Below are 25,573 nucleotides of genomic sequence, written 5' to 3' on the forward strand. Positions count from 1 at the left end.
TCACATTTTACAGCCAACATTTCACAACTTTTAATTTAACAATTTTTTAATATCCTCATTTTTAACTTATTCTATTTTTGTGAGAGAAACCACTTTCATGAAAAACTATACTCTACTTGCCTTTTTATTTTTTTCAATTTCAAACTTCGCCCAAATTAAGGGAACCGTAACTGATGAAAAAGGTACACCTTTGCCTTTTGTTTCCATCTTTGAAGAAAACACCTATAGCGGAACAACTTCTAACGAACAAGGGAAATTTCAACTTGCCGTAAAAGAACCCGGCAAAAACAAAATCGTTTTCCAGTATCTGGGGTATAAGACTCAAAAAATAACAATTCCAACTGATGCCAAAACAACACTTCCGGATGTAAAAATGTCTGAAGAAAGTTTTGCCTTAAACGAAGTAGTAATCGACCCAAAAAACAATCCTGCCAACGCCATTCTTAAAAGTGCTATTGCCAGCAAAAAAGACAACTCCGACAAAGTTATCCGATATACAGCCGATTTTTACTCCAAAGGGATGTTTAAGGTCAAAGATTTACCGAAGAAGATTCTCGGACAAAAAGTAGATCTCGGTGATGATATGGCTTCCAATTTAGACTCGACAGGAACAGGGATTCTGTATTTATCTGAAACCATATCTAAAGTTACTTTTGAAAAACCCAATAAATTAAAAGAACGTATTGTCGCTTCTAAAATTTCAGGAAACAATAGAGGATACAGCTATAACACTGCTTCGCGATCGACTTATGATTTTTACGAAAATACTATAAACTTCGATACCAAACTCATTTCTCCTATTGCAGACAATGCTTTCGCTTATTACAAATACAAACTTGAAGGCACTTTTTTCGATGACAACAAACAGCAGATTTATAAAATCAAGGTAGTTCCAAAACGTGATAAAGAGCCTGTTTTTGAAGGTTACATTTACATAGTAGATGACAGCTTTGCCATTTATGCAATTGATCTGGACATTAAAGGCTATCGTATGAAAAACGAATTCACGGAGGTAATGAATCTAAAACAAAGTTTTAGCTACAATACGAAAAATAAAATCTGGATCAAAAATGCGCAAACCTTAGATTTCACAGCCGGTATTTTTGGTATTAAGTTTTCCGGAAAATTTGCCTATGTATATTCCAATTATGAATTTCCTGCTTCGTTTGAAAAGAAAACATTCGGAAATGAAATTGTCTCATTCGAACTCAATGCAAACAAAAAAGATGATGCCTTTTGGAACAACATTCGTCCAATTCCCCTAACGATCGAAGAAAGCACTGATTATACCAAAAAAGACAGCCTGTTGGTTATTCGAAAATCTCAAAAATACATAGACTCAATTGATGCCAAAAACAACAAGTTTAAAGTATTGGATGTGTTGATGGGGTACGATTACAAAAACACCTTCAAACGACATTCTTTTGATTATAAAGGATTATTGAATCTGACTTCTTTAAGTTTTAATACGGTTCAGGGTTTTAATTTAGATTCTGGTTTCTCTTTTAAAAAGTGGAGTGAAGATGAAAGCAAAACGACTTCTATCAGTACCACTTTTAATTATGGTTTTTCAGAAGATCGCTTTAGAGTTATTGGAGAATTTAGTCATAAATTCAACAATATAAATTATGCTTTTATCAGAGTTTCAGGAGGAACTAAAGTGGCCCAATTCAATAGTGCCGAACCAATCAGCAAGCTGATTAATTCTGTGAGCTCATTGTTTTTTAAAGACAATTACATGAAACTGTACAATCTGGAGTTTGCACAGATTAACTATTCACAAAATATTCTGAATGGTGTCAATCTGAATGCAAACGTAGCTTACGAACAACGCAAACCACTTTTTAACACTACAGATTATACTTTCTTTAAAAAAGAGGACTTCTACTCGTCAAATAATCCACTGGCACCAAACGATTTTACGACTCCGGCATTTAGCCAACACCATTTGTTTAAAACTTCTTTAGGCGCCCGAATTAACTTTGGAAACAAATACATTTCAAGACCGGACGGAAGATATAATTTTAAAGACGGCAAATTCCCAACCCTTTTCTTGTCTATTGAAAAAGCATTTGCCGCCAGTGAAAAGAAATATGAATTTGAAAAAATCGGAGCGGCTGTATTCTACGATTTATCTTTGGGTAATAAAGGAGTATTAGGCATGAGTTTTAAAGCCGCAAAATTCTTTAACGCCGATAACATTTCATTTATCGATTACAAACATTTTAACGGAAACCAGACTCATATTGGAACCAGTGACCGTTATCTGAATGTTTTCAACCTAATGCCTTATTATACGAACAGTACTAATGACAGTTATTTTGAAATGCATCTGGAGCACAACGACAAAGGTTTTATCATGAATAAAATCCCACTTTTGAATCTTTTAAAATCAACTATGAACATTGGTTTCCACTCTCTGGCCATACCGGACCGAAAACCTTACACGGAGTTTACTGCCGGTTTAGACAATTTAGGATTTGGCAAGTTTAAGATCTTCCGACTAGATTATGTACATTCCTATCAGGGAGGCATCCAACAAAATGGAATTATTTTTGGATTGAAAATCCTGAACGCTCTGGATTAAAAAAGGCGCTAAGGTTCTAAGGTACTGAGATCCTAAGACTAGGACGCTGAATAAAAAACTTAGAACCTTAGCTCCTTATTAGCTCAGAACCTCCTTTTTAACAATGATAATCATCCGGTTCAATATGAATCAGAACATTGCCTAATTGTGGAATTTTCTCTTTTAAGGTATCTTGCAGTTTGTGTGATAATTCGTGTCCTTCTCTCACCGAAATCTTAGCCGAAACAATAGCATGAAGATCTACATGATATCGCATTCCTGCCTTACGAATAAAACATTTTTCGGTACCAAGAATACCAGGAACAGTTAAAGCCTTTACGCGGATTTCTTCGACTAAATCATCATTCAGATTTTCGTCCATAATCTCACCCAGTGCAGGTCTGAAAATTTTGTAACTGTTGTATAAGATAAAAAAAGCAGCAAAAAGTGCCGCCCAGTCATCTGCTGATTCATACCCTTTCCCCATAATCAATGCGATCGAGATTCCACCAAATGCCGCAACAGAAGTAATTGCGTCACTGCGATGGTGCCAGGCATCTGCTGCCAATGAAGAGCTATTCGTTTGTTTACTTCGCTTCATCACCAAACGAAACGAGTATTCTTTCCATATAATAATAGCCCCCAGAACATAAAGAGTCCAGGACTTTGGCAAATCGTGGGGCGTCTGAATATTAGCGATACTTTCATATCCAATAATTGTGGCGGAAGTAATCAAAAAACCAACCACCAAAAACGTGATTAAAGGTTCTGCACGACCGTGTCCATAAGGATGGTTCTCATCTGCAGGTTTATTAGAATATTTGATTCCGAATAAAACCAAAAAAGACGAAAATATATCAGTCGTAGATTCAATTGCATCGGCAATTAAGGCATAAGAATTGCCAAAAAAACCTGCCAGCCCTTTTAAGATGGCTAAGCAGGTGTTTCCTATAATACTGAAATAAGTAGCTTTTACAGCTTTTTGTTCATCTGTCATCTAACGACATTTTTTTTGCAACGAATTAATTCGTTGCAAATATTTCTTTACGCTCTAACGATTTTTGCTCCAATTGCTCTTAATCGCTCATCGATACGCTCGTATCCACGATCAATTTGTTCGATATTTTGAATGGTACTCGTACCTTTTGCTGAAAGAGCCGCAATCAATAACGAAATCCCCGCACGAATATCAGGAGATGACATTGTTGTCGCTTTTAATTGAGATTCGAAATTATGCCCCATAACCACCGCTCTGTGCGGATCGCATAACATAATTTTCGCTCCCATATCAATTAATTTATCCACGAAAAACAAACGGCTTTCAAACATTTTTTGGTGAATTAAAACATCACCTTTTGCCTGTGTTGCCACAACCAAAACGATACTCAATAAATCAGGAGTAAATCCTGGCCAAGGTGCATCGGCAATTGTTAAAATAGAACCATCAATATCTGTTTTTACTTCGTACCCATCTTTATGAGCAGGAATGTAGATATCGTCATTGCGTTTTTCAATAGTAATACCAAGTTTTCTAAAGGTGTTTGGAATTAAACCTAAATTTTCCCAGCTTACATTTTTGATTGTAATTTCGCTTTTGGTCATAGCCGCAAGACCAATCCAGGAACCGATTTCAATCATATCCGGAAGAATTCTGTGCTCGCATCCACCAAGGCTTTCAACACCTTCGATAGTCAATAAATTCGACCCTACTCCGGTAATTTTAGCTCCCATAGAGTTCAGCATTTTACACAATTGCTGTAAGTAAGGCTCACAGGCAGCGTTGTAAACAGTAGTTTTTCCTTTAGCCAAAACAGCAGCCATAACAATGTTTGCCGTTCCGGTTACCGATGCTTCATCAAGTAACATGTCTGTTCCCGTAAGACCTTCTGCCGGAGACTCAACTCCATAAAAATGATCTTCTCTGTTGTATCTGAATTTTGCACCCAGATTAATAAAACCTTCAAAGTGAGTATCTAATCTGCGACGTCCAATTTTATCCCCTCCTGGTTTTGGAATATACCCTTTACCGAAACGAGCCAAAAGTGGTCCAACAATCATAATAGAACCACGAAGCGCTCCACCTTCTTTTTTGAAAGCTTCTGTTTCCAAATATCCAACGTTAACTTCATCTGCCTGAAACGTAATCGAACCCGGCTCATTTCGTTGAATTTTAACTCCTAAATTACCTAGTAAAGTGATTAATTTATTAATGTCGATAATATCGGGAATATTATTAATTCTGACCTTATCTCCCGTTAAAAGCACGGCACATAAAATTTGTAATGCTTCGTTTTTTGCACCTTGCGGAGTGATTTCTCCTTTTAAAGGAATTCCTCCCTCGATTTTAAAAATTCCCATATTTCTTTTTTAGGTTCTGAGTTACTGAGGTTCTAAGGTTCTAAGTTTTTCTTTAAAAAAGACTTAGCAACTTAGCTTCTTAGATACTTAGCAACTTTTTTTTACTTCTGATTATTGTTTTTCTGAAAAGGCTTAGTTTTCCCTGGACCTTTGTTGTTTTTATTGCTTTGGATTTTTGGCTGTCCAGCCGGTGTAATTTTATTTGACATACGTTTGTTGGTGCGCAATAAATCCGTTGTATTTAAAAGCTCTTCTGAACTTTGCAATAAATTGATTTTACCTCCGGACAACTCATACAGATGCTCAAAAATCACATCATCTTTCACGGTATCTTTGTTCCAGCTCAGGTAAGACTTTTTCATGTGATTGGCAATTACCAATACCAATGCATTTTTCATCTCGCCATCCTCCCATTTATTAGCAACATCTATCATATATTTGATATTATTACCATAAAATCTGTATTTTGGAAAATTCTGTGGATACTGTAAAACATCAGGTTTCAACTGTAGGACATCGCGAGATGGAATTGGGTATGGAGAATCAACATTCAATTTAAAATCAGACATAATAAAAAGCTGATCCCATAATTTGTGTTGAAAATCCGGTACATCACGCAAGTGCGGATTCAGACTCCCCATTACCTGAATAATGTATTTCGCCGCTTTATTACGCGTTTCAGCATCTTCAATTGCAGTAGCCTGATCGATCAGTTTTTGCAAATGACGACCGTATTCTGGAATGATTAATCGTTGTCTTTCAGAATTGTATTCTAAGTTAAAAACAACATCATTCGCGACTTCTTTTCTATATTTTTCGTTCATAAGTTATAATGAAACTATACCTTCAATGGTAGAAACTTCTTTGTATTTGCCAATCACTTCGTCAGCACTATGCATGGTAACATCAACTGAAACACTGGTAAACTTACCAGTTTTCGATTTTGTTGTTTTGATAACTGCACCCATATTGTTAAAAGCTTTTTCAACTCGCTCTACATTATCGTCTACTGAAGGTACAATGAATTTATATAAGTATTCTGCTGGCCAAGTATTTGAATTATCTAACTCGACTTTTAATCTCTCGTAAAATTCAGCGGTGTTTTTTTCTTTATCGTTCTCCATTCGTAATTAAAAATAAACGCAAATATACGGTTTTGATTTCAGACTTTTGATTTTAGATTTTAGATTTTTTTCAGACTTAAAACTTTGTTTTAAAGGAGCAAAGTTACAGCGGTTCAAAGGTGCAGAGAAAAAAACTTTACAACATTATCTCTTTGTCAAATTTCATCTTATATTTGGGAATTCATCGGAAAGAAATTTGCTCGCAAAGTCACGGAGTCGCAAAGTTTTTTTTTACATTTTCTATAATTTGACTTTGCGCCTTCCCGACTTTGCATGATTCAAAACACATTACCATGAAAACGCGCATTTTCCTTCTTCTGGTTACTTTTATATTTAATTCAATGAAAGCACAGGAAGTTAAAACCATGACTTATTTCCAAAATGACACGATCAAACTGGATTTAGACTTATACTTACCTCAAAAGAAAACAAACCAAAAAACACCTTTAATCCTTTTTGCTTTTGGCGGAGGATTTTCTGGCGGAGAACGAACAAGCGAAAAAGACTTCGGAATGTTTATGGCAAAAAACGGCTACGCAGTTGCCAGCATTTCATACAGTCTATACATGAAAGGAAAAGATTTTGGCTGCAAAGGAACTTTAACCGAAAAAATAAAAGCAATTCAAATTGGCGCTAGCGATATGTGGCAGGCCACTTCGTTTTTAATTCAGCATGCAAATCAGTACAATCTCGACACCTCCAAATTCTTTATTTCCGGAATCAGTGCAGGTGCCGAAATTGGTTTTCATGCCTCTTTTTGGGATTACAAACTCATGAATTTATACGCCAATAATTTACCCGAAAATTTTAAATACTCTGGTTTCATCGGAGGTTCAGGTGCCATTATGGATATCAATTTAATCACCAAAGAAAAAGCGATTCCAATGTTACTGGCGCACGGAAATAACGACACAACGGTTCCTTATAATGCAGGTTCACATCGCTCCTGCCCGACCAATGCTTCAGGCTGGCTAATTTTGTTTGGATCCTATGCGGTGTACAACCAAATGAACGACCTTCATAAAGATATTGAACTTATTACATTTTGTGGCGGCGGACATGAATATTCCGGCTACCTTTTTCACGAAGGAAAACAATACATTCTGGATTTTGTAAACGATGTTTTAAAAGGAAAGAAATTTGAATCGCATATTATCATTCCTTCAAAAAAGAAGGATGTAAATTCCGGAAAATATTTATTTTGCGAATAAATTAAAAACTCTATGAACCTAAAAATCATATTATCAATAGTTACTTTAGGATTATTCATTCAATGTAAAGAAGATAAATCTAAAAAAATCACTCAAAAAACTGAACAAATATCAGCTATAAACAAGTATAATTTCATAGGAAATTCAAGTTTAGAGTTTCAACTTTTCTCCGATAGCTCTTATGTTTTTACAATAATAGATAAAGATATGAATCATGATAAAATAGAAAAATTCAATGATTTCTGTTATTCAAAAAACGACACAATTTATTTTAACCAAACGAGATTTCGCTATAATGAAAGCGAAAAAGCAGTAATTAAAAATAATTTTATTGAATTTATTGGAGGCAACTTTCCGCTAAAAATTGAAATTCAAAAAAACTTGCTTCACACTAAAAACAGGTTAAATCTAGAGAAGTATAACAATTACGCCTTTTTCTCTTTCGAAGAAGAATTTCATAAGAGATATTTTAGATACAGACCAAATACTGTAAAACCATCAGATTTAAATCAAAAGGAATTAGTTGAACTTGATCAAATTTTGAAAAAATGCTTTTTCGATAATGCATCAAAACTCAAAAAATCTGACAAATATATAAATCAATGTATTGTCATAATAAACGAAAATCAAGAAAAAGAAGTTTTGATAAATAGCTACTGCAAAGATCCATACAATGGTAAAAACTTTAAATATTCTTTAATTCAAATGGATGATGGCGGAAATTGCAACATAAGCTTAAAAATAAATTTAACAAAGCACAATTATTCGGATTTAATTATTTCAGGTAGAGCATAAAATAAAATCATTAAAATATTTGGCCAAAGCTAAAAAATCCTAATACTCTAAACCCTTTGGTTAAAACCAAAGTCTATTCCTAAAACAGGTGTTTTCTGGCAAGATTTTCAAATCCTTGTTAATAATAAAACATCCTTTAAGCCAAACAAAAGTCCGATCCTGTATGTAATATTTATAAAACCTATAGCTTTCGCTTTATAAAGCACCGTATCACAGCGAGCAGCAGGATATTTATTTCTTAAAATTGCGAAATCGTCCGCTTAAGGCAAAATAATCTTTTTAAATACCAATAAGTTTAGGTAAATTTGCGCTTTATTTTTAGAAAGTGCAAAAACAAATTATAGTTCTCATTGGTGGCCCGGGAACGGGAAAATCTACTCTTATCAACGAATTGGTAGCTCGTGGCTACTGTTGTTACCCTGAAATTTCAAGACAAGTTACACTCGAAGCGCAACAAAGAGGCATCGACCAATTGTTTTTGGAACAGCCTTTATTGTTTAGCGAAATGCTATTGAAAGGCCGAATTAAACAATTCGAAGACTCGCTTGAAGAACCTCACAATGTAGTTTTTATCGACCGCGGAATTCCTGATGTTGTGGCCTATATGGATTATATCAATGACGATTACCCGGAGAGCTTTGCAAAAGCCTGTGAGGATTTTAAATATACTAAAACATTTATTTTACCACCTTGGGAAGAAATTTACGAGAGCGACACAGAGCGCTACGAAAATTTTGAACAGGCACAAAAAATTCAGAAACATCTTGTTGATACCTATAAAAAATACGGCTACGATTTAATCGAAGTACCTAAAGATACGGTTGAGAACAGAATTCTTTATATCTTAGATAAAATTTAGGCATGTGTTTAAAGTTGCAAAACTAGAAACTGATTTCTAAATTTTTTAACTTTAAAACAGGACCAATGCCAGAAGCGCAAGAAATTCTTTTAAAATACTGGAAACACGACAGTTTTAGACCGTTACAAAAGGAGATTATTGACTCCGTTTTGAATGGTCAGGACACTTTTGCATTACTCCCCACAGGCGGAGGGAAATCAATTTGTTTTCAGGTTCCGTCTATGATGAAGGAAGGCGTTTGTTTAGTCATTTCGCCTTTGGTTGCCCTGATGAAGGACCAGGTAGCCAACCTACAAAAACGCAACATCAAAGCGATCGCACTTACAGGAGGCATACATACCGAAGAAATTATTGACCTTCTCGATAATTGCCAATACGGAAATTACAAGTTTTTATACCTCTCTCCTGAAAGACTACAATCAGACTGGATATTGGAACGTATTAAAAACCTTCCTATTAATTTAATTGCAATCGACGAAGCCCACTGTGTTTCACAATGGGGACACGATTTTCGTCCAGCCTACCTCAAAATTTCAGAACTGAAGAAATATTTCCCAAAGATTCCTTTTCTAGCTCTGACTGCAACCGCAACCCCAAGAGTCATTGAAGATATCAAAACAGAGTTAGGACTCAAAGATCCCCTCCTTTTTCAGCAATCTTTTGAAAGAAAAAACATTGCTTATATGGTCTTCGAAGTCGAAGACAAACTGTACCGTACCGAACAAATCTTAAAGAAAAATCCGCAGCCTTCCATTATATATGTACGAAACCGAAAATCATGTCTAAACCTATCAACCCAACTCCAATCATTAGGATTTACCGCAACTTATTACCATGGAGGGCTTTCGTCTAAAGAAAAAGACAAAAACATGCAGTTGTGGATGTCCGAACAAACGCAGGTTATTGTAGCTACCAATGCGTTTGGAATGGGAATCGACAAAGACAATGTAAAAACGGTTATCCACACGCAGCTACCCGAAAACTTAGAAAACTATTATCAGGAATCCGGAAGAGCAGGACGAAATGGAGAAAAAGCATTCTCGGTATTGCTTTTCAACAACTCAGACGCTAACCAGACTGAACAGCAGTTTTTGAACATCTTACCTGATAAGAAGTTCCTGAAAACCATGTACATAAAACTCTGTACTTATTTTCAAATTGCTTACGGAGAAGGTTTAGACGATTCTTTTTCTTTTAAACTGAATCATTTTTGTCACAAATACGACTTCCCTACCTTAAAAACATACAATGCATTGCAGTTTTTAAACCAGCAAGGAATCATTACCATGTCACAGGAATTCTCAGAAAAAATCACCTTGCAATTCTTAATTGAATCAAAAGAAGTGATTCGTTACACAAGCCTGAACCCAAATGACGAAGAAATCATATTAGCAATCTTAAGAACTTATCCGGGAGTTTACGAAATGAAAACTCCTTTCAATCTTTCACTGATTGCAAAAAAATCACAGCATACAGAAGAACAGATTTCTGCCCTTTTAGAAAAACTAAAAGAAAAAGAAATCATCGAGTATAAAGCCAAAAATAACGACGCAACCATATTATTCAACGAAGTCCGTGAAGATGAGTTAACCATAAATCGCGTCTCAAAATACCTGGAAAAACAAAACGAACTCAAAAAAGAACAGCTTTCCTCTGTTCTATATTACATAAAAGAAAACAAAACCTGCAAAAACCGACTGATTCTGGATTACTTCGGAGAAGAAACAACTGAAAACTGTGGAGTTTGCTCCTATTGCATTACTCAAAAGGGAAAAATCACCGAAGCCGATTCGATTGCCGATAAAATTCTGCATTTACTAAAATCAACCGCTTTGACTTCCAGAGAAATTCAAACTCAGATAAAACTGGATGCCAATGATATTATTCTGGTGCTTCAGCAATTATTAGAAAACAATCATATCACCTTACTGGCGAATAATAAATACACTTTAAAATCATAATGGAAAAATTGAGAATTATTTTCATGGGAACTCCGGAATTTGCTGTTGGCATTCTGGACACCATTCTTAAAAACAATTACGACGTTGTTGGCGTGATTACTGCAGCAGACAAGCCTGCAGGACGTGGTCAAAAAATAAAATACTCCGCAGTAAAAGAATATGCACTGGCGAACAACCTCACCTTACTACAACCAACAAATCTAAAAGACGAGAGCTTCTTAACCGAGCTTAAAGCCCTTAATGCCAATTTGCAAATCGTAGTTGCTTTTAGAATGCTTCCAAAAGTAGTTTGGGAAATGCCAAGTTTAGGAACATTTAACCTTCACGCTTCTTTATTACCAAATTACCGTGGTGCGGCCCCTATTAACTGGGCGATTATTAATGGAGAAACCAAAACCGGAGTTACAACATTCTTTATAGATGACAAAATAGATACCGGAGCAATGATCCTAAATTCAGAAATTGCAATTGAACCGGAAGAAAATGCCGGACAACTACACGACCGACTTATGTTATTGGGAAGTGAAACCGTTATCGAAACTTTAAAGGTTATCAAAAACGGAAATGTTAGCACTACCATCCAAGAAGATACTGCCGAAATTAAAACCGCCTACAAACTAAACAAAGAAAACTGCAAAATCGACTGGACAAAATCCGGCGCCGAAATCAACAATTTGATTCGCGGCTTAAGTCCGTACCCAGCATCCTGGTGCTTTCTAAAAGACAAAGACGAAGAACAAAGCATCAAAATATATGAGGCGAAACTACTTTCTGAAACACATTCTCATGAGACAGGAAGCCTGATCTGCAGTAAAAAAGAAATAAAAGTTGCCGTTCAGGATGGATACCTTCAAATTTTGAGTTTACAATTACCCGGGAAGAAAAGAATGCAGGTAGCAGAATTATTAAACGGGATCACTTTTTCGAATACGACAAAAGTCTATTAAGCTCAATAAAACAGGGGTTTCTACCTGATTCTGACCTGCTAACGTCCTGCTTTATGAACAAAAAAAGCAAGTTATTAACAATTTTTGCTAAAATTAAAGAAAACACTTGCAAGGAACGGATTTCCTACTAAATTTGTGTATTAACAATTTTTTTTAACCAACAATTAATAACTAATATTATGAACAAATCAGAATTAATCGATGCTATCGCTGCTGATGCAGGAATAACAAAAGCTGCGGCAAAATTGGCTTTAGAATCATTTTTAGGAAACGTAGGAGCTACTTTAAAAAAAGGTGGTAGAGTTTCGTTAGTAGGTTTTGGATCATGGTCAGTATCTGCTAGAGCTGCTAGAGACGGTAGAAACCCACAAACTGGAAAAACTATTCAAATCGCTGCTAAAAATGTTGTAAAATTCAAAGCTGGAGCTGAATTAGAAGGTGCAGTGAACTAAGTAAGAAAGTTCTCTAAACTTATAATATAATCAAAACCCTCCATATGGAGGGTTTTTTTATGCGGTTTAACGATTTTATTTGGGATTTTAGAAATTTTATGATTAAATTTAATAAAAATTGTAGCCGTATGATTTCAGAAAAATTAAAAAAAGGACACCTGCTTATTGCCGAGCCTTCGATAATTGGAGATTTATCATTTAATAGATCGGTAATTTTATTAGCAGACCATAACAAGGAAGGATCAATAGGTTTTATCATTAATAAACCTTTAAAGTACACTATTAATGACTTAATACCTGAAATTGAAGCCACTTTCAAAATATATAACGGAGGTCCTGTTGAACAGGATAACCTTTATTTTATTCACAATATTCCTGAACTAATCCCAAACAGTGTTGAGATTTCTAACGGGATTTATTGGGGAGGTGATTTTGAATCAACCAAAGACTTAATAAACGACGGATCTATCAGTAAAAATAACATTCGTTTTTTCTTAGGGTATACTGGTTGGGACGAAAATCAGCTTGAGAATGAAATGCAGGGAAATTCCTGGATCATCACCGATAATAGTTATAAAAACAAAATTATCGGAAAATCGACCACCCATTTTTGGAAAGAGCAAATCATTGAGCTTGGAGGCGACTATGTTATTTGGTCAAATGCACCTGAAAATCCATATCTGAATTAATTTTCAGAAATGGATTCATTTAGTTTTTGCACTAATAAATGAGCCAAATTACTAGTAAACTCTTTTTTTCGATATTTGGTTATCGGCTGTACCCCCATGATTACATTAGTCAGAAATAATTCATCTGCTTTTTGAAGATCAAACGGAGAAATTATTTCCTCTACTACTTCTATGTCTTCTACTTTTTTAGCCAAAGCTAAAACCTGTTTGCGCATTATTCCATTTAGGCACCCTTCAGAAATTGGCGGAGTAATTAATTTTTTACCCACAACCATGAACAAATTTCCTTGTAATACCTCAACTACATTTTTAGTATCATTTAGTAAAACACAGTTGGCCAAACCATTTTCATGAGCAAAAATACTTCCGGTCACATTTATCATCTTATTTGTCGTTTTAATAGACGATAATAATTGTTTGGTCACATAGAAGTCCTTATACAAATCTACCTCGTAATCAACTGAATTTAAAACATATAGAACATCCTCAAGTGGAGTCGCATGAATCAAATAGGAAACCTCATTCGTTTTAGGCAAATAGAGTCCACCTTCTTTTCTAAAAACTGTAATTCTGGCTCTAGCAGACGTCTGAATACCTTTTTGCTGCGCTAGACTTAAAACCTGCTCTTCAAAATATTCCATGGTAAAATTCATTGGAATCTCCATTCGAACCACTCGCATAGAAGCCATTAATCGGAAATAATGATCTTCAAGGAACAAGATTTTATTATTCACAATTTTTACTGTTTCAAAAACACCATCTCCGTATAAAAATGCTCGATTTTGAGTTAGGATATTATCTTCTTCTGCTACTATAGTTCCGTTAAAATTGATCATAAAAAAACCCTGAATTTTGTTCAGGGCAAATATAAGGTATAAAATAGAATTTTACTAAACAGATCCTATAAGATGTTTCAGATCTGAGATCTGATTCTCCCACAATTGTTTAGCTTCTCCTATTTCCTCTTTTTCAGCAAAATCTACGACCATTAATGATACGTCCTTGGTTAGTTCATCGACCAGGATGTGCAGTTCAAAAAAATATTCGGTGTCTTTACTGCTTTCATCCACCCATTTGAATTTGACTTTTTCACCTGTTTTTTTGGAAGCCAAACGTGCTTTTTCCTGCGAGTCATTCCAGATAAAAGTAAAGAACTCACCTCTTGAGTTTACATTATCGGCGAACCATTCTGATAAACCTGAGGGTGTTGATATATATTGATACAATAATTGTGGCGAAGAATTGATCGGGAACTCTATTTCGTAACGTATTTTTGAATCCATGTGCTACTTTTAATTTTTTTGGAAATATAAGAATATATGTCCAAAAACAATGCATTTTTAAAAATATTTTTTTTTCTTCATTTTATGCTTGTATGCTTTAATATTATTTCTATCTTTGCACCCGCAATGAGGAACTCGGTTCTAGTTGCAGTCTTGGCGAGGTAGCTCAGTTGGTTAGAGCGCAGGATTCATAACCCTGAGGTCACGGGTTCAACTCCCGTCCTCGCTACAAAAAACAAACCCCTAATCATCAACTGATTAGGGGTTTTTATTTAAAACTAACCCCTTCATAAGTAAGGAATTGGAGCGAGTAATTTTAAAAAAAGCACCTACAATTCGAACAATATAAACAATACGGAAGCAGACTTCAGACTCTGTACAACTTTTTTTTCTTAAGAAAAAGCATACAGTCAAGTTAGAATAGTATTTTGCCAACTAAATCATTTATAAACCATATGGATATAGTTAAATTTAAAATCACGTCAAAAACGATAAAAGTAGAAGTACGCAATTCAAATAATTATGTTTTTAATTTTAATACTGCTTTAGAAATCGAAAAAGAGGACAAAGAGGTTTTGTTAAGACTTTATAATGCACTAGATCTTCTTTTCAAAAAAGAAACTCCTACTGAAGTAAAAAACTATATTTCACCCAATCAAACCAATATACTGGATCAGATTTCGGCTGCTGACAATCTGGAAGAAGAAGAACAATAAACCATCGTTGGTTTTCCTGAACAAGATTAAAATTTAAAAAAGAAGAGAAAATCTCAAAGTTTTGAGATTTTCTCTTCTTTTTTACTTCTCAGACTCCTACATCCTGACAAAAATCCATTATTTCACTCACCCTATCTTAAGAAATAACCTGTCGAAACCTTTCTCCGGAAATCTCTAATCCATTTGAAAACCCAAAAACGACGTTTCCCAACTCTCCTCTAAATCAAAATCAGGTATTTCTACTTAGTGTACTAATGCATTAAAAAACGATTTTTGTCCCGGAATACGTAAAACCGTAAGTTATTCTCTAAAAACTAATCTAATTTAGCCAAAGAATAAAGAATAAAATCACAAAAAGAAAATTATAACACATTTAACCAAAAAATTAAAACCAAAAAAAAAGAACCATGGAAAATCTTTGGTGTTGGCGTTGTAAAATGGAAGTTCCTATGTTACACACAGAAGAATACCTAATTGCAACCAAACTCTATCGTGATGGCTTTGAACAAGGAAAATGTAACATGACCAGGACAGAGCGATTCAGTGAACTTCTTGATTACTATAAGCAATTAACCGGATTTAAAGAAACCAATCCTAATGCTATTATGCACCACCGAATTGAGCTTTACGGTCCACCTTGCGAAAGTTGTACAAAACCTTATCGAACTCCACATGCAAAATTCTGTGCTGCCTGCGGACACAAAAGAGCGGCCGCTGTAATCAACTGCATCCAGCCTCCTCCATCTCCTTCGATAAAAGAAGAACAAAAATGGTGGCAAAAACTGCTGGTTCCAATTAAAGTAAATCACCCTGCACCTGCTCTCTATTCTTTAATTACAAAACTTCACTTAAATCTATAGAAGACAAAAGAATGAAACTCAATTGTAAAATCCATTTTTAGTTTACTAAAAGTGGATTTTTTATTTTCAGGTCTTTTCATTTGTTTTTTTAATGTCAAAAATGCGTTAAAATACCTTCCCGACAGTAATTTTTCGACAATTAAAAATACTTTTGTGAGAACAAGAACTAAGTGATTCTTTCATCACAAATCAGTAACCGGAAAACACAATGGTATGGATTACGAAAAATTCATCTTCTGCCTCGAAGGTGTTCCTGACGTAGAAAACAGCACTGTTACCCAGGTGGTAAAAAACCTGGAAGAAATAGCTATCGATCAAGGTATTGCCAGTATTTACAAGACCTGTGACACGATTGAAAGTTTAGAAGAAAGCCTTAACGTATTACTTTATGAAGACCATAATTTCAAGGATTACGAGATCATTTATTTAGTAATGCCCGGCGAACCCAACAATATCTGTCTTCACGATTACTATTACAGTCTGGAAGAAATTGCAGAGCTGTTTGAAGGAAAGATGAAAGGAAAAATTATTCATTTTGCCAATTTAAAAGTACTTGATTTAAACGACGAGGAAGCACAATACTTTTTAGACATAACCGGTGCACGTGCTATTTCGGGTTACGGCTCTACTTATAACAAGATAGCCAGTTGCAGTACAATCGACAAAGCTTTTTTTAGTCTGTATCAGGAAAACGATGACCTTATAGAAGTGGTAGAAGAACTGTACCAAAAACATTATGCCCTCTGCAAATTACTCGATTTTAGATTGTATTATTAAATTATGAAGAGCAAGACAGATGGAGAAATAAAAACATACGGCGCGAAAAGATTTCGGGAAAAATTTTTGGGACTGGAAAACCCAATGCAGCTGTTGTTCAGATCTGATCATGATCATTTTTTTTGTTTAAAAACAGAAGAAATGATGCAACTTCGCTATGCTGTCCCTCCTTCAAAACACAGTTGCCACACCATACTTTTTGTGACTTCAGGGGTACATTTTGTAAAAATTGGTTATGAAGAATATCAAACCCATCCAAATGAGATGATCGTTGTCCCGGCCGGACAAATTTTCTCGATTGAACACATTAACACCAAACACATTGGTTTTATTTGCCAGTTTCATCCGGATGTTTTAATCGGGAAGTATGGTAACGGCGAGATGCTAAATGATTTTGACTTTCTTAAAATTGGAGGAAACCCAAAAATTATAATCGCCGAAGACAACTTTCCTTTCATAGTCAATCTCTTTGATCGTTTACAAGCTGCTTATCGTGAACCTGAAAGCAACAATTCTGATATTGTCCAAGCCTATTTAATGGCTTTGTTTTTTGAAATGAATAAAAATGCTCCCAAAACATCCAAGAACAGTACTGCTGCAGCTGTTATTTCGGCAAAGTTTAAAAAACTCATTTACGAGAACATCAAAACACAACATCAGGTCAATTATTACGCCTCTTTGCTAAATGTTACGCCCAATCATCTAAACAAATCCGTCAAATTAGCAACAGGCAAGCCTGCGGCCAAATGGATTGACGAGACCATTTTGACCGAAGCAAAATACCTGCTATACCAAACCGCTCTTTCTATAAGTGAAATCGCAATGCAGGTAGGCCATGAGGATCATTCTTACTTTAGTCGTTTCTTTAAAAAACACGAAGGAATCACTCCTATTCAATATCGAAAATTGATTGATAAGTCCTAAATATTGCCTCTTACATCCTATAAAATTGGAAAGCTTTTTTTGAAATTTGTTCCGTAAAAAAAAGCAATTTTATGATCTACGTTTTCAAAACTTCAATTGATACAAAATCAAAGCTGGAATTCGCGAATGCATTACTTGATGAATTACTGCCAAATGCGATATGGAATTTTGACCTGGAGGACTGCGACAATATACTAAGAATCGATAGTGAAGCCGAAATAACCGAAAAAATTCTCAAAAACGAAATTTTCGACTGTATCGAATTAGAATAAAACTACATTTCCCCAATCATTACCCTTCACGCTCAATTTATTATTATGGAAGCCGCTTTACATCAAAACAAAACCTTTGACACTATTGATTATTCTGATCAGAAACTATCGGATAACGAATTTGTAAACTGCGATTTTATCAATTGTAACTTTTCCAAAAGCGATTTTACTTCAATTGATTTTTCAGATTGTACTTTTAAAAACTGTAACCTTTCACTCGCGGTCCTTAAAAATACAGGTCTTAAAAACATCAAATTTATTGGCTGTAAATTAATGGGTCTCGATTTCAGTGCCTGCAACAGTTTTTTATTCTCGATGTCTTTTCAGGACTGCCTTCTTGATTATTCTACTTTTATCTACAAAAAACTAAAGAAAACCAGTTTCGTCGACTGTTCTTTAAAAGATTCTGATTTTTCAAATACTGATTTATCGCATGCCATTTTTAAAAATTGTGATCTTGCAAATGCCACTTTCATGGAATGCATTCTGGAAAAAACTGATTTTAGAACGTCCAGAAATTATGCTTTTGACCCCTCAGAAAATAAAATCAAAAAAACTAGAGTGTCTCACAATGCTCTTGCCGGTTTGCTAGAAAAGTTTGATTTGGATATTGAATAATTTTCATCACTTAAAGAAAAAAGGGATGCAATTGATTTTGCATCCCTTTTTATAAACAACCTATGAACTAACTATGGCCTCCACTGTGGATCTCCAACTTTTTTATCAATTAGGACTTGATTTTTAACTGTAAAATTTCCTGTTGCACTATTTACAAACTGAGGGTCTAAAGTTCCGTAAGTTCCCGAAGCATCATACTTCACCGCAGCTACACCAGCCGTATATAATGCAGCCGAATTAAAATAATTATTATTTAAGAAAGTAGGTGCTGTTGTTAAGGCCTGATTAGTATACATAGCCAATGGCGTTTCAAAAAGCGTGTTACGAATTGTCGAAGCATTACTAGCAAAACGCACATACAAAATTCTATTAGCCACTGTCATCGCTTTATTCGAAATTGTACAGGCATCTACCAATACGGTTGTTGCCAACCCTGTTCCCGTAATATTAAGCGCGTTATCAATACGGATAAAATCACGGCCTGTAGCACAATTATTAAAAGTACTATTTCTAAGGGTAAGTGATGCTAGGTGTGATGTTCTAAAATCGATGCAATCTCCCAGTACAGTCAGAATATTTGTAACAACACAATTTTCGACGGTTACCGAAGCAATTTTAGTAATACCTGTAAGAGTTTGTGTTATAAATGATTTCACAAAATCATGAACATTACATCCACTAATTAAAAGCGCACCATAAGCTGTACCTACTTCATTGTACTTAACAGCATCGCTTTGAGTTTTATCTCCGTTAATATCCAAATCAATTAAACTTACCATTGTAGCTCCTGCATTCAGTGTAAATTTATTATGAAGCAAAGGTTTATTATCCGTTCTCAAACCTCTGATCGTAACTGGTTTGTTCAGGATAATCTCTCCTGTAAAGACATTGTATTCCCCAGGCATTAATACCAATATAGCTCCCGGATTTGCAGCTGCAATTTTCGCATTCAAATCGTCTGTAGGTTTCACCAAAATACCCGTTCCAATATCAATTCCTGTGGTAAAAGTAACCACTCCTCTTTTTTTAGCTCCGTTAAACAAAGTAGCGGTATAAGCTGTTTCTCCTGTTAGTCCGGTAACTATTGCAACACCGGCAGTTTTTTCAGCAGCCGTAATGGCGTGTGCAATTCCGCCAGGACCTGCAGTTATTTGCGTTACCGAGCTGTTAGGTGCCCATCTTAGTGTTACCTGCGTCGCCTCAATATCAGCAGACTGTACAGGAAAAAAGATTTGCTCGGATAATGTTGCTGCTGTTGTTACCGACCATTTCGAATCTGCAAGTCCGGCCGAACTGACTGCCTTTACCCGTATCGAATAAACGGTTTCTCCTTCTAACGCTACTTTTACCGGAAGTTCTTTAGCCGTAATATTAATCGTCTTGTAAATCGTTTTAAAGTCGGGATCATCCGCACTAAATTCTATTGTATAATGATCAACATTCTCTTTGGCAGTCCAGTTTAGTTCGACTGTGGTTTGATTTTTAACCGTTGCTTTAAGTTCGATTGGAGAAAATACTCTATTTGCCCCTATAGCTTGCAACACTGCTTCATTGTAACTTTCGCAACCGGCAACTACCAATAAAAATACAGCCAGCAACCCTTTAAATATATATTTTGCGTTCATAATTCTACAACTATAGTTTATTTGTTAATTGTTTTTAGTTCCCGAAAACCCAATCATTTACTAGCTGACCATTACTTCCGTCAATAAACGTTTGCCAGATAGGCCAAAATTGTCTTTTATCAGGATTCACTCCGGCTTTGTACAATGTGGTTATTTTATTGTCCTCTAGTTTATCCCAGCTTTTTGAAGTGTAATCAGCACCCTGCGCCTGTGTTTCACCACGGTTCAGCCCGTAAACATCCAATGTAATATTATCGGCTTTGTATTTGTAATATAGGGTTGATGGCACATTAGCGTATTCATCGCTGCGTGCTTTCAGACGTGCCATTTTAACTTTAGCTTCGTCTAATTTTGTTTTCAATAAATTCCAGCGAATCAGTGCAAATTTGCGTTCCATCTCCCCCGTAAATTCATATTTATTTTCCTCGATAATAGCATTCATCATGGCTTGTTTGCTTGTAAAGCTATCTACATACGCATCTACTTTTACAGCTTGGCTTCCGGAAGCAAAAGCTCTGCGGCGAATTTCTTTTAAATAAACAGCAGCTGATCCAGGTCCTTCTAATTCGTTTGCGGCTTCGGCAGCAATTAAAAGTACTTCAGCATAACGCATATAAATTTTATTCACACCATCATCATTTGGTGCCGTAACAACACGGTTCATCCACTCAAAACGATATTTACCAAAATACCAGGTTTGTAAATCTGTAAGCTCTTGTTTTGCCTTACCATTTACCGCAGCTCCCCATTTGTAAGGAACACAGGTAACATCTCTACGGCTATCGGCCTGATCATAATCATAAAAAACAAAAGGTAATGGTCCGTTCACTCCTCCTTTATTTGTTCCCATCTGCTGAAACTGATCGACAGCATCATGACGCACCGCAAAAGTAAATAAGACTCTGCCTCGTGTAGCTGCAAAAGGAATCTCCCAAAGAGATTCTCCTCCTGCTGCGATATTTTCCTGATTGTATTTTCTCCATAAACCTTCAAAGGTCGGTTCTAAATGTGCCGAACCACTCGCAATTACAGAACGACATTCGTCTAACGCCAGTTTATACATAGTGCCTACCGAAAGCGCAGGATCTGTGCTTCTTCTCACCCCATCTGAATATTGCTGAAAACCACTGGCCGTCATAGCCAAACGGGCTCTTAGACCTTTTACAAAAGCCTTATTAATACGCTCTGTACTTGTTGTTGCCGCAGTCTCATTAGGCCATGCCACCAAAGTTCCAGCTTCACCCAAATCAGCGATTAATTGCTTATAAATTTCATCACGGCTCGCTTTAGGCACGTAAATGGTCGAAGTAGAAACAGGCTCAAAACGAGCAGGAACATCTCCCCAGTTTCTTATCAGATCGGCATAATAAATGGCCCGTAAAGTCAACGCTTCTCCCAACAGCTGTCCCATCTCTGTATTCGGTAATGGATTACCATATTTACGCAGACCTCTGATACACAAATTCGCACGCTCAATTCCTTCATACATCATTGCCCACGCATTTTTTGGAGAGTTCATTTCTGTATTATCAGCCTTAGCATCGTAAACCACCAAATCAGATTTAGCATTGTCACTTGAAGATGCTAAAAGCCATTCCGTATCTGTATTTAATCCCTGATAAGTCAAAAGTCTTCCTCTGTAAGACTGCTCTTCACCAAATGATACTTTTATTCCGTCAACAGCTCCCTGTGCTAATCCTGCCGTAGAAAAAATAAGCTGTTCGTCTAATGTTGATTGTGCAGGAGTATCAAAAAATTCATCTCCTAAATCCTTACAAGAAGTCAACAAACCTGAGATTATCAATCCTGCTATTATTACTTTATATTTCATTTTGTGATAAGTTTTAAATTAGAAATTAAGGTTTAAACCAAAAACCAATTGTCTGCTGCGCGGATAAGCTGAATAATCAACTCCCGGTGTTAACGGAGTTTTTCTTCTTGTTGAAACTTCAGGATCCGGACCAGAATAATTTGTAATTACAAACACATTAGTTGCCGTAAAATAGAATCTTAATTTACTTACGCCCAACTTAGACGTTAAAGCTTGTGGCGTACTATATCCTAAAGTCAGCGTGTTCAGCCTGAAGAATGAACCATCTTCTACTGCCCAGTCTGTAAACATAAATTTCTGCATATAAGGAGACCACATTGTAGTGTTAGCATTCAGCGCTTCTAAAGCGGCAGGATCTGTTACCAATTGTCCTGAAGTTGGATCTAAATTTGTCCATCTTTTACCATCAGCCATTTCCGTACTTAAATTTTTGTACTGTCCGTTTCTGTTTGCGGTTGAAAACTCCGCTTTATTGGCATTGTAAATATCATTTCCAATACTCCAGTTGAAAGCAGCTGAAAGATCAAAACCATAAGCATTTGCATTAATTACCAAACCTCCTGTGTTTTTAGGATTCGAATTTCCAATCACTTTTTGATCGGATGCGGTAACTTTATTGTCGGCAGAACCGTCTGCATTTTTCAACTTCATCATTCCGGGCTGTAAAGCTCCTACAACACTGCTGGCATCAACAACACCTGCTTTTAAAGAATATTTTCCTCCCGCATAATCAAAGTCTGAAACTTCATATCGTCCGTCACTTTGATAACCGTACATTAATCCCATTGGAGAACCAACATTTACCACATAATCATTCCCAACATCTGTTGATGCCCAATTGGTATTTACTCCAAAATTATCCATTACACCAAGAGAGTTAATTTTATTTTTATTAACCCCAACATTCACAGAAAAACTTAAACCAAAATTTTTCTTTTCGATAGCTATAAAATTCAAGGTAGCTTCAAAACCGGTATTCTGTGTTTCTCCCATGTTCCTAAACTGCGTTTTATATCCTGTACCACCTACCGGAAATTCGATCAGTAAGTCCTTCGTTACATTTTTATACACATCAAATGTTCCGTTTAAACGATTTTTGAAAAATCCAAAATCAAGACCAATGTTTTGTGTTACGGTAGTTTCCCATTTCAAATCCGGATTTGCCAAAACACTTGATGGAGACCAATAGCTGTCAAACCCATTTATAAAAGAATTTGTACTGGACATATAACTCTGAACCGTTTGCCCAACTGGAATATTATTGTTTCCCGCCTCACCATAACTCAGTCTTAATTTAAGAAGGTTTAGCCAAGAAGCATTTTTCAGAAAATTCTCTTCAGAAATTTTCCATGCTGCTGCCGCTGCCGGGAAATACCCCCAACGGTTGTTTCCTAAAAACCTGCTGGAACCATCGGCACGAAAAGAAGCCGTTAAAAGGTAACGATCTTTGTAATCGTAATTTAAACGTCCGAAAAACGACAATAATTTATCATCAGGGCTGTAAAAATTATCAACTGAAAAAGGAGTTCCCTGAGTGGTTAATGTCTTAGCCTGATCCATATCAAAGAATTTAGGATAATTTAAAATAGTTGTTGTTACTGTGTTTGAAGTCGTAGTAATCATCTCTTCTCCTAAAAGTGCAGTCAAATGATGGTTTTCTCCAAGAATATTTTTGAAATCATAATTTAAGGTATTCGCATTTCTAAAACGCACATCTTTACGATCGCTCATCACCAAACCCGGTTTTCCTGCGCCAATTTTAGCTGTACTTGAAAAGTAAGTAGAAGAACCGTAAAAACGATAATCGGAATAATTGGAATTATCCAATCCTAAATCACTTTGAAATTTTAAATCTTTGGCCAGTTTCCATCCAAAGCTCCCTAATAAGTTGTAATTTTTTCTGGTCTGTTGACGGTCATTATCTGTTATCGCTAAAAAAGGATTTACCAGATAGCTGTTTACAGACTGATCATCGTTATCTGTCGTTAATCCCGGCATCGGAATTGGCGCATAACCCACACTATGACGCAAACGACTGTCCAGTGATGAAGCCTGATTTTGATCATTCGCCCCTCCACCATTTATATCCGTATCGGAGTAACGCACGGTAAAACCAAGGTCAATTTTATCACTTGCTTTATTTTTTAACGCCAATGACAGATTGTTTCTTTTAAAATTCGAACCTACCATAATAGCTTTCTCATCGTAGTAGGTGTAGTTAAAGTTGTAGCTTAGTTTTTCATTCCCTCCACGAATTCCCAAATCACGGCTGTTCACTTCACCACGACGACCGTAAATCTGCTTTTGCCAGTCGGTACCTTTTAGTCCGTTGTACAAATCGCGATCCTGCCAATTGCCAAAATACTTCGTATAAGAACTAGGATTGGTCATAATAGTCTTATCTGTTTGATCCAATAAAGCATATTCGTATTGCCATTTCACAAAATCATCCACCGGAAGAACATCAATTTCTTTAGCCATGGTCTTCATACCATAGAACATATTATAGCTCACCGCCATTTTTCCGTCTTTGCCTGTTTTTGTCGTAATAATAATAACCCCGTTTGCTCCTCTGGATCCATAGATTGCTGTAGAAGAAGCATCTTTCAATACGGTCATCGATTCCACATTAGAAGCAGCAATATCGCTCATACTGTTTACCGGAAAACCATCTACGATAATTAAAGGCGAAGCATCTTGTGTTAGAGATCCGCCACCACGAATTCTGATTTTAATATCCGCATCCGGCGAACCCTCACTCGAAGTAACCTGAACTCCGGCGATTCTACCTGTTAAAGCTTCGGCTATATTAGAAACCGGAACTTTCTTCAGATCATTTCCTGAAATGGAAGAAACTGCTCCTGTTAAATCTGATTTCTTAACTGTTCCATAACCCACCACAACAACTTCATTTAAAGCATTTGAATCTTCGGTTAGAACAATATCAACTTTCGTTTTTCCAGCGGCATTGATTTCTTTGGTTTTAAAGCCTATAAAAGAATAAATCACGATTGCTTTGGGATTACTAAGTTTTAATTTGTAACGTCCGTCAAAATCTGAAGAAGTTCCGTTTTTTGTTCCTTTCTCTAAAATATTAACACCTGGCAATGTGAGTCCTGCAGCATCTTTAACGGTCCCTTCAAGTGTAATACTCTGAGCATTCATTTGATTGCTGGTCAGTAAGCACAATAAGAAAACAACTGCAAAGCAACAATTTGCTCCTTTGTTAAATAAATCTTTAAAATTCATGGTTAATTGTTTAAGTTATTAATTGTTTATTCTAAGTGGTTATTTAGTTTTTATCACACCACACCTTTTTTTTACTGATTATAAAATCCTCTTTTCTTTGGCAAAAATCTCTTTTTTAAGCTGTTTTTGACCTTTCAAATAATGTATTTTTTAACATTTAAAAAAATTTGTAATCGATTACACAAACTTAAATATTTTTTTGAGATAAAAAATTAAAATTCATAAAAATTTCCTAAAATAAATAAAATATCAAAAATAAAACTCCTTTTTTATGTGACATGTGTAATTTAATCCAAGGATAAATATTAAATATATTTTTGTTTTTTTAATAATAGTTGCGATTTCATAAAAAAAACAATCGATTACAAGACAACTCGTTATCATATTACTAAGTTTCATTTTTTCGTTCATTAATTAGCTGCTTACGCAAAAAAATACCACAACAAACTGCTTCGA

At 35.6% G+C, this 25,573-nt stretch carries 23 protein-coding genes and 1 tRNA gene; 15 read left to right on the forward strand and 9 right to left on the reverse strand.

What is annotated here, in order from left to right:
• Positions 1-97: 97 nt before the first annotated feature.
• Positions 98-2,587 (forward strand): DUF5686 and carboxypeptidase regulatory-like domain-containing protein, encoded by a 2,490-nt coding sequence (locus AC3IS6_RS00685; RefSeq protein ID WP_489162819.1) that lies wholly within the window; start codon positions 98-100, stop codon positions 2,585-2,587.
• 97 nt (positions 2,588-2,684) lie between these two features.
• On the opposite strand, the gene AC3IS6_RS00690 is transcribed toward AC3IS6_RS00685, so the two are convergent.
• The 4 genes from AC3IS6_RS00690 to AC3IS6_RS00705 all read right to left on the reverse strand — a co-directional run bounded on the left by AC3IS6_RS00690 (position 2,685) and on the right by AC3IS6_RS00705 (position 6,048).
• Positions 2,685-3,563: a cation diffusion facilitator family transporter gene (locus tag AC3IS6_RS00690; RefSeq protein WP_173965248.1), complete on the reverse strand. Its 879-nt coding sequence runs from the start codon at positions 3,561-3,563 to the stop codon at positions 2,685-2,687.
• 47 nt (positions 3,564-3,610) lie between these two features.
• Positions 3,611-4,924 (reverse strand): UDP-N-acetylglucosamine 1-carboxyvinyltransferase, encoded by a 1,314-nt coding sequence (gene murA / locus AC3IS6_RS00695; RefSeq protein ID WP_173965247.1) that lies wholly within the window; start codon positions 4,922-4,924, stop codon positions 3,611-3,613.
• Positions 4,925-5,025: 101 nt separating this feature from the next.
• Positions 5,026-5,748, reverse strand: a complete 723-nt coding sequence (locus AC3IS6_RS00700; RefSeq protein WP_489162822.1) for a DUF4290 domain-containing protein — start codon at positions 5,746-5,748, stop codon at positions 5,026-5,028.
• Between the two features lie 3 nt (positions 5,749-5,751).
• Positions 5,752-6,048: a DUF493 family protein gene (locus AC3IS6_RS00705; RefSeq protein WP_264525168.1), complete on the reverse strand. Its 297-nt coding sequence runs from the start codon at positions 6,046-6,048 to the stop codon at positions 5,752-5,754.
• Positions 6,049-6,341: 293 nt separating this feature from the next.
• Between AC3IS6_RS00705 and AC3IS6_RS00710 the strand changes: the two genes are divergently transcribed.
• The 7 genes from AC3IS6_RS00710 (at position 6,342) to AC3IS6_RS00740 (ending at position 12,962) form a co-directional block, all read left to right on the forward strand.
• The gene (locus AC3IS6_RS00710) at positions 6,342-7,259 is read left to right on the forward strand and encodes an alpha/beta hydrolase (RefSeq protein WP_489162824.1); all 918 of its coding nucleotides are present in this window, start codon (positions 6,342-6,344) and stop codon (positions 7,257-7,259) included.
• Between the two features lie 12 nt (positions 7,260-7,271).
• Entirely contained in the window at positions 7,272-8,054 is a 783-nt protein-coding gene (locus tag AC3IS6_RS00715) for a hypothetical protein (protein WP_489162826.1), read from the forward strand.
• A 325-nt stretch (positions 8,055-8,379) separates the two neighbouring features.
• Positions 8,380-8,913 carry an AAA family ATPase gene (locus AC3IS6_RS00720; RefSeq protein WP_489162828.1) on the forward strand — a complete coding sequence of 178 codons (534 nt, stop codon included), beginning with the start codon at positions 8,380-8,382 and terminating at the stop codon, positions 8,911-8,913.
• Positions 8,914-8,978: 65 nt separating this feature from the next.
• Positions 8,979-10,874: a RecQ family ATP-dependent DNA helicase gene (locus AC3IS6_RS00725; RefSeq protein WP_489162830.1), complete on the forward strand. Its 1,896-nt coding sequence runs from the start codon at positions 8,979-8,981 to the stop codon at positions 10,872-10,874.
• The gene (fmt, locus tag AC3IS6_RS00730; protein WP_489162832.1) at positions 10,874-11,821 is read left to right on the forward strand and encodes a methionyl-tRNA formyltransferase; all 948 of its coding nucleotides are present in this window, start codon (positions 10,874-10,876) and stop codon (positions 11,819-11,821) included. Before AC3IS6_RS00725 ends, fmt begins: the two co-directional genes overlap by 1 nt.
• A 179-nt stretch (positions 11,822-12,000) precedes the next feature.
• Entirely contained in the window at positions 12,001-12,273 is a 273-nt protein-coding gene (locus AC3IS6_RS00735) for an HU family DNA-binding protein (RefSeq protein ID WP_017498096.1), read from the forward strand.
• A gap of 128 nt (positions 12,274-12,401) precedes the next feature.
• On the forward strand, positions 12,402-12,962 hold the full coding sequence (locus AC3IS6_RS00740; protein WP_489162834.1) for a YqgE/AlgH family protein: 561 nt from the start codon (positions 12,402-12,404) through the stop codon (positions 12,960-12,962).
• On the opposite strand, the gene AC3IS6_RS00745 is transcribed toward AC3IS6_RS00740, so the two are convergent.
• Complete coding sequence (locus AC3IS6_RS00745; RefSeq protein WP_489162836.1) at positions 12,959-13,798, reverse strand: aminotransferase class IV; 840 nt, start codon at positions 13,796-13,798, stop codon at positions 12,959-12,961. The two genes, AC3IS6_RS00740 and AC3IS6_RS00745, sit on opposite strands and share 4 nt — an antisense overlap.
• 54 nt (positions 13,799-13,852) lie before the next feature.
• A complete protein-coding gene (locus AC3IS6_RS00750; RefSeq protein ID WP_134142468.1) occupies positions 13,853-14,245 on the reverse strand; it encodes an START-like domain-containing protein in 393 nt (130 codons plus the stop codon).
• A 155-nt stretch (positions 14,246-14,400) separates the two neighbouring features.
• Between AC3IS6_RS00750 and AC3IS6_RS00755 the strand changes: the two genes are divergently transcribed.
• From AC3IS6_RS00755 to AC3IS6_RS00785, 7 genes are all read left to right on the forward strand, one after another.
• Positions 14,401-14,474 (forward strand) — tRNA-Met (locus AC3IS6_RS00755).
• Positions 14,475-14,700: 226 nt separating this feature from the next.
• A complete protein-coding gene (locus tag AC3IS6_RS00760) occupies positions 14,701-14,961 on the forward strand; it encodes a hypothetical protein (protein ID WP_489162838.1) in 261 nt (86 codons plus the stop codon).
• A 449-nt stretch (positions 14,962-15,410) separates the two neighbouring features.
• Positions 15,411-15,821 carry a hypothetical protein gene (locus AC3IS6_RS00765; RefSeq protein ID WP_489162840.1) on the forward strand — a complete coding sequence of 137 codons (411 nt, stop codon included), beginning with the start codon at positions 15,411-15,413 and terminating at the stop codon, positions 15,819-15,821.
• A gap of 213 nt (positions 15,822-16,034) precedes the next feature.
• Entirely contained in the window at positions 16,035-16,598 is a 564-nt protein-coding gene (locus AC3IS6_RS00770; protein WP_489162841.1) for a DUF6642 family protein, read from the forward strand.
• Between the two features lie 3 nt (positions 16,599-16,601).
• Positions 16,602-17,522 carry a helix-turn-helix domain-containing protein gene (locus AC3IS6_RS00775; protein ID WP_489162843.1) on the forward strand — a complete coding sequence of 307 codons (921 nt, stop codon included), beginning with the start codon at positions 16,602-16,604 and terminating at the stop codon, positions 17,520-17,522.
• A gap of 71 nt (positions 17,523-17,593) precedes the next feature.
• Positions 17,594-17,794 carry a hypothetical protein gene (locus tag AC3IS6_RS00780; RefSeq protein ID WP_173965235.1) on the forward strand — a complete coding sequence of 67 codons (201 nt, stop codon included), beginning with the start codon at positions 17,594-17,596 and terminating at the stop codon, positions 17,792-17,794.
• Between the two features lie 45 nt (positions 17,795-17,839).
• A complete protein-coding gene (locus AC3IS6_RS00785) occupies positions 17,840-18,412 on the forward strand; it encodes a pentapeptide repeat-containing protein (RefSeq protein WP_489162845.1) in 573 nt (190 codons plus the stop codon).
• A gap of 71 nt (positions 18,413-18,483) precedes the next feature.
• On the opposite strand, the gene AC3IS6_RS00790 is transcribed toward AC3IS6_RS00785, so the two are convergent.
• The 3 genes from AC3IS6_RS00790 to AC3IS6_RS00800 are packed head-to-tail and all read right to left on the reverse strand — an operon-like array spanning position 18,484 to position 25,117.
• Positions 18,484-20,037 carry a DUF5123 domain-containing protein gene (locus AC3IS6_RS00790; RefSeq protein WP_489162847.1) on the reverse strand — a complete coding sequence of 518 codons (1,554 nt, stop codon included), beginning with the start codon at positions 20,035-20,037 and terminating at the stop codon, positions 18,484-18,486.
• 34 nt (positions 20,038-20,071) lie between these two features.
• Positions 20,072-21,868 carry a RagB/SusD family nutrient uptake outer membrane protein gene (locus AC3IS6_RS00795; RefSeq protein WP_489162848.1) on the reverse strand — a complete coding sequence of 599 codons (1,797 nt, stop codon included), beginning with the start codon at positions 21,866-21,868 and terminating at the stop codon, positions 20,072-20,074.
• Positions 21,869-21,886: 18 nt separating this feature from the next.
• Positions 21,887-25,117, reverse strand: a complete 3,231-nt coding sequence (locus tag AC3IS6_RS00800; RefSeq protein WP_489162850.1) for a SusC/RagA family TonB-linked outer membrane protein — start codon at positions 25,115-25,117, stop codon at positions 21,887-21,889.
• Positions 25,118-25,573 lie beyond the last annotated feature (456 nt).

The sequence above is a fragment of the Flavobacterium sp. KH_035 genome (assembly GCF_057839565.1).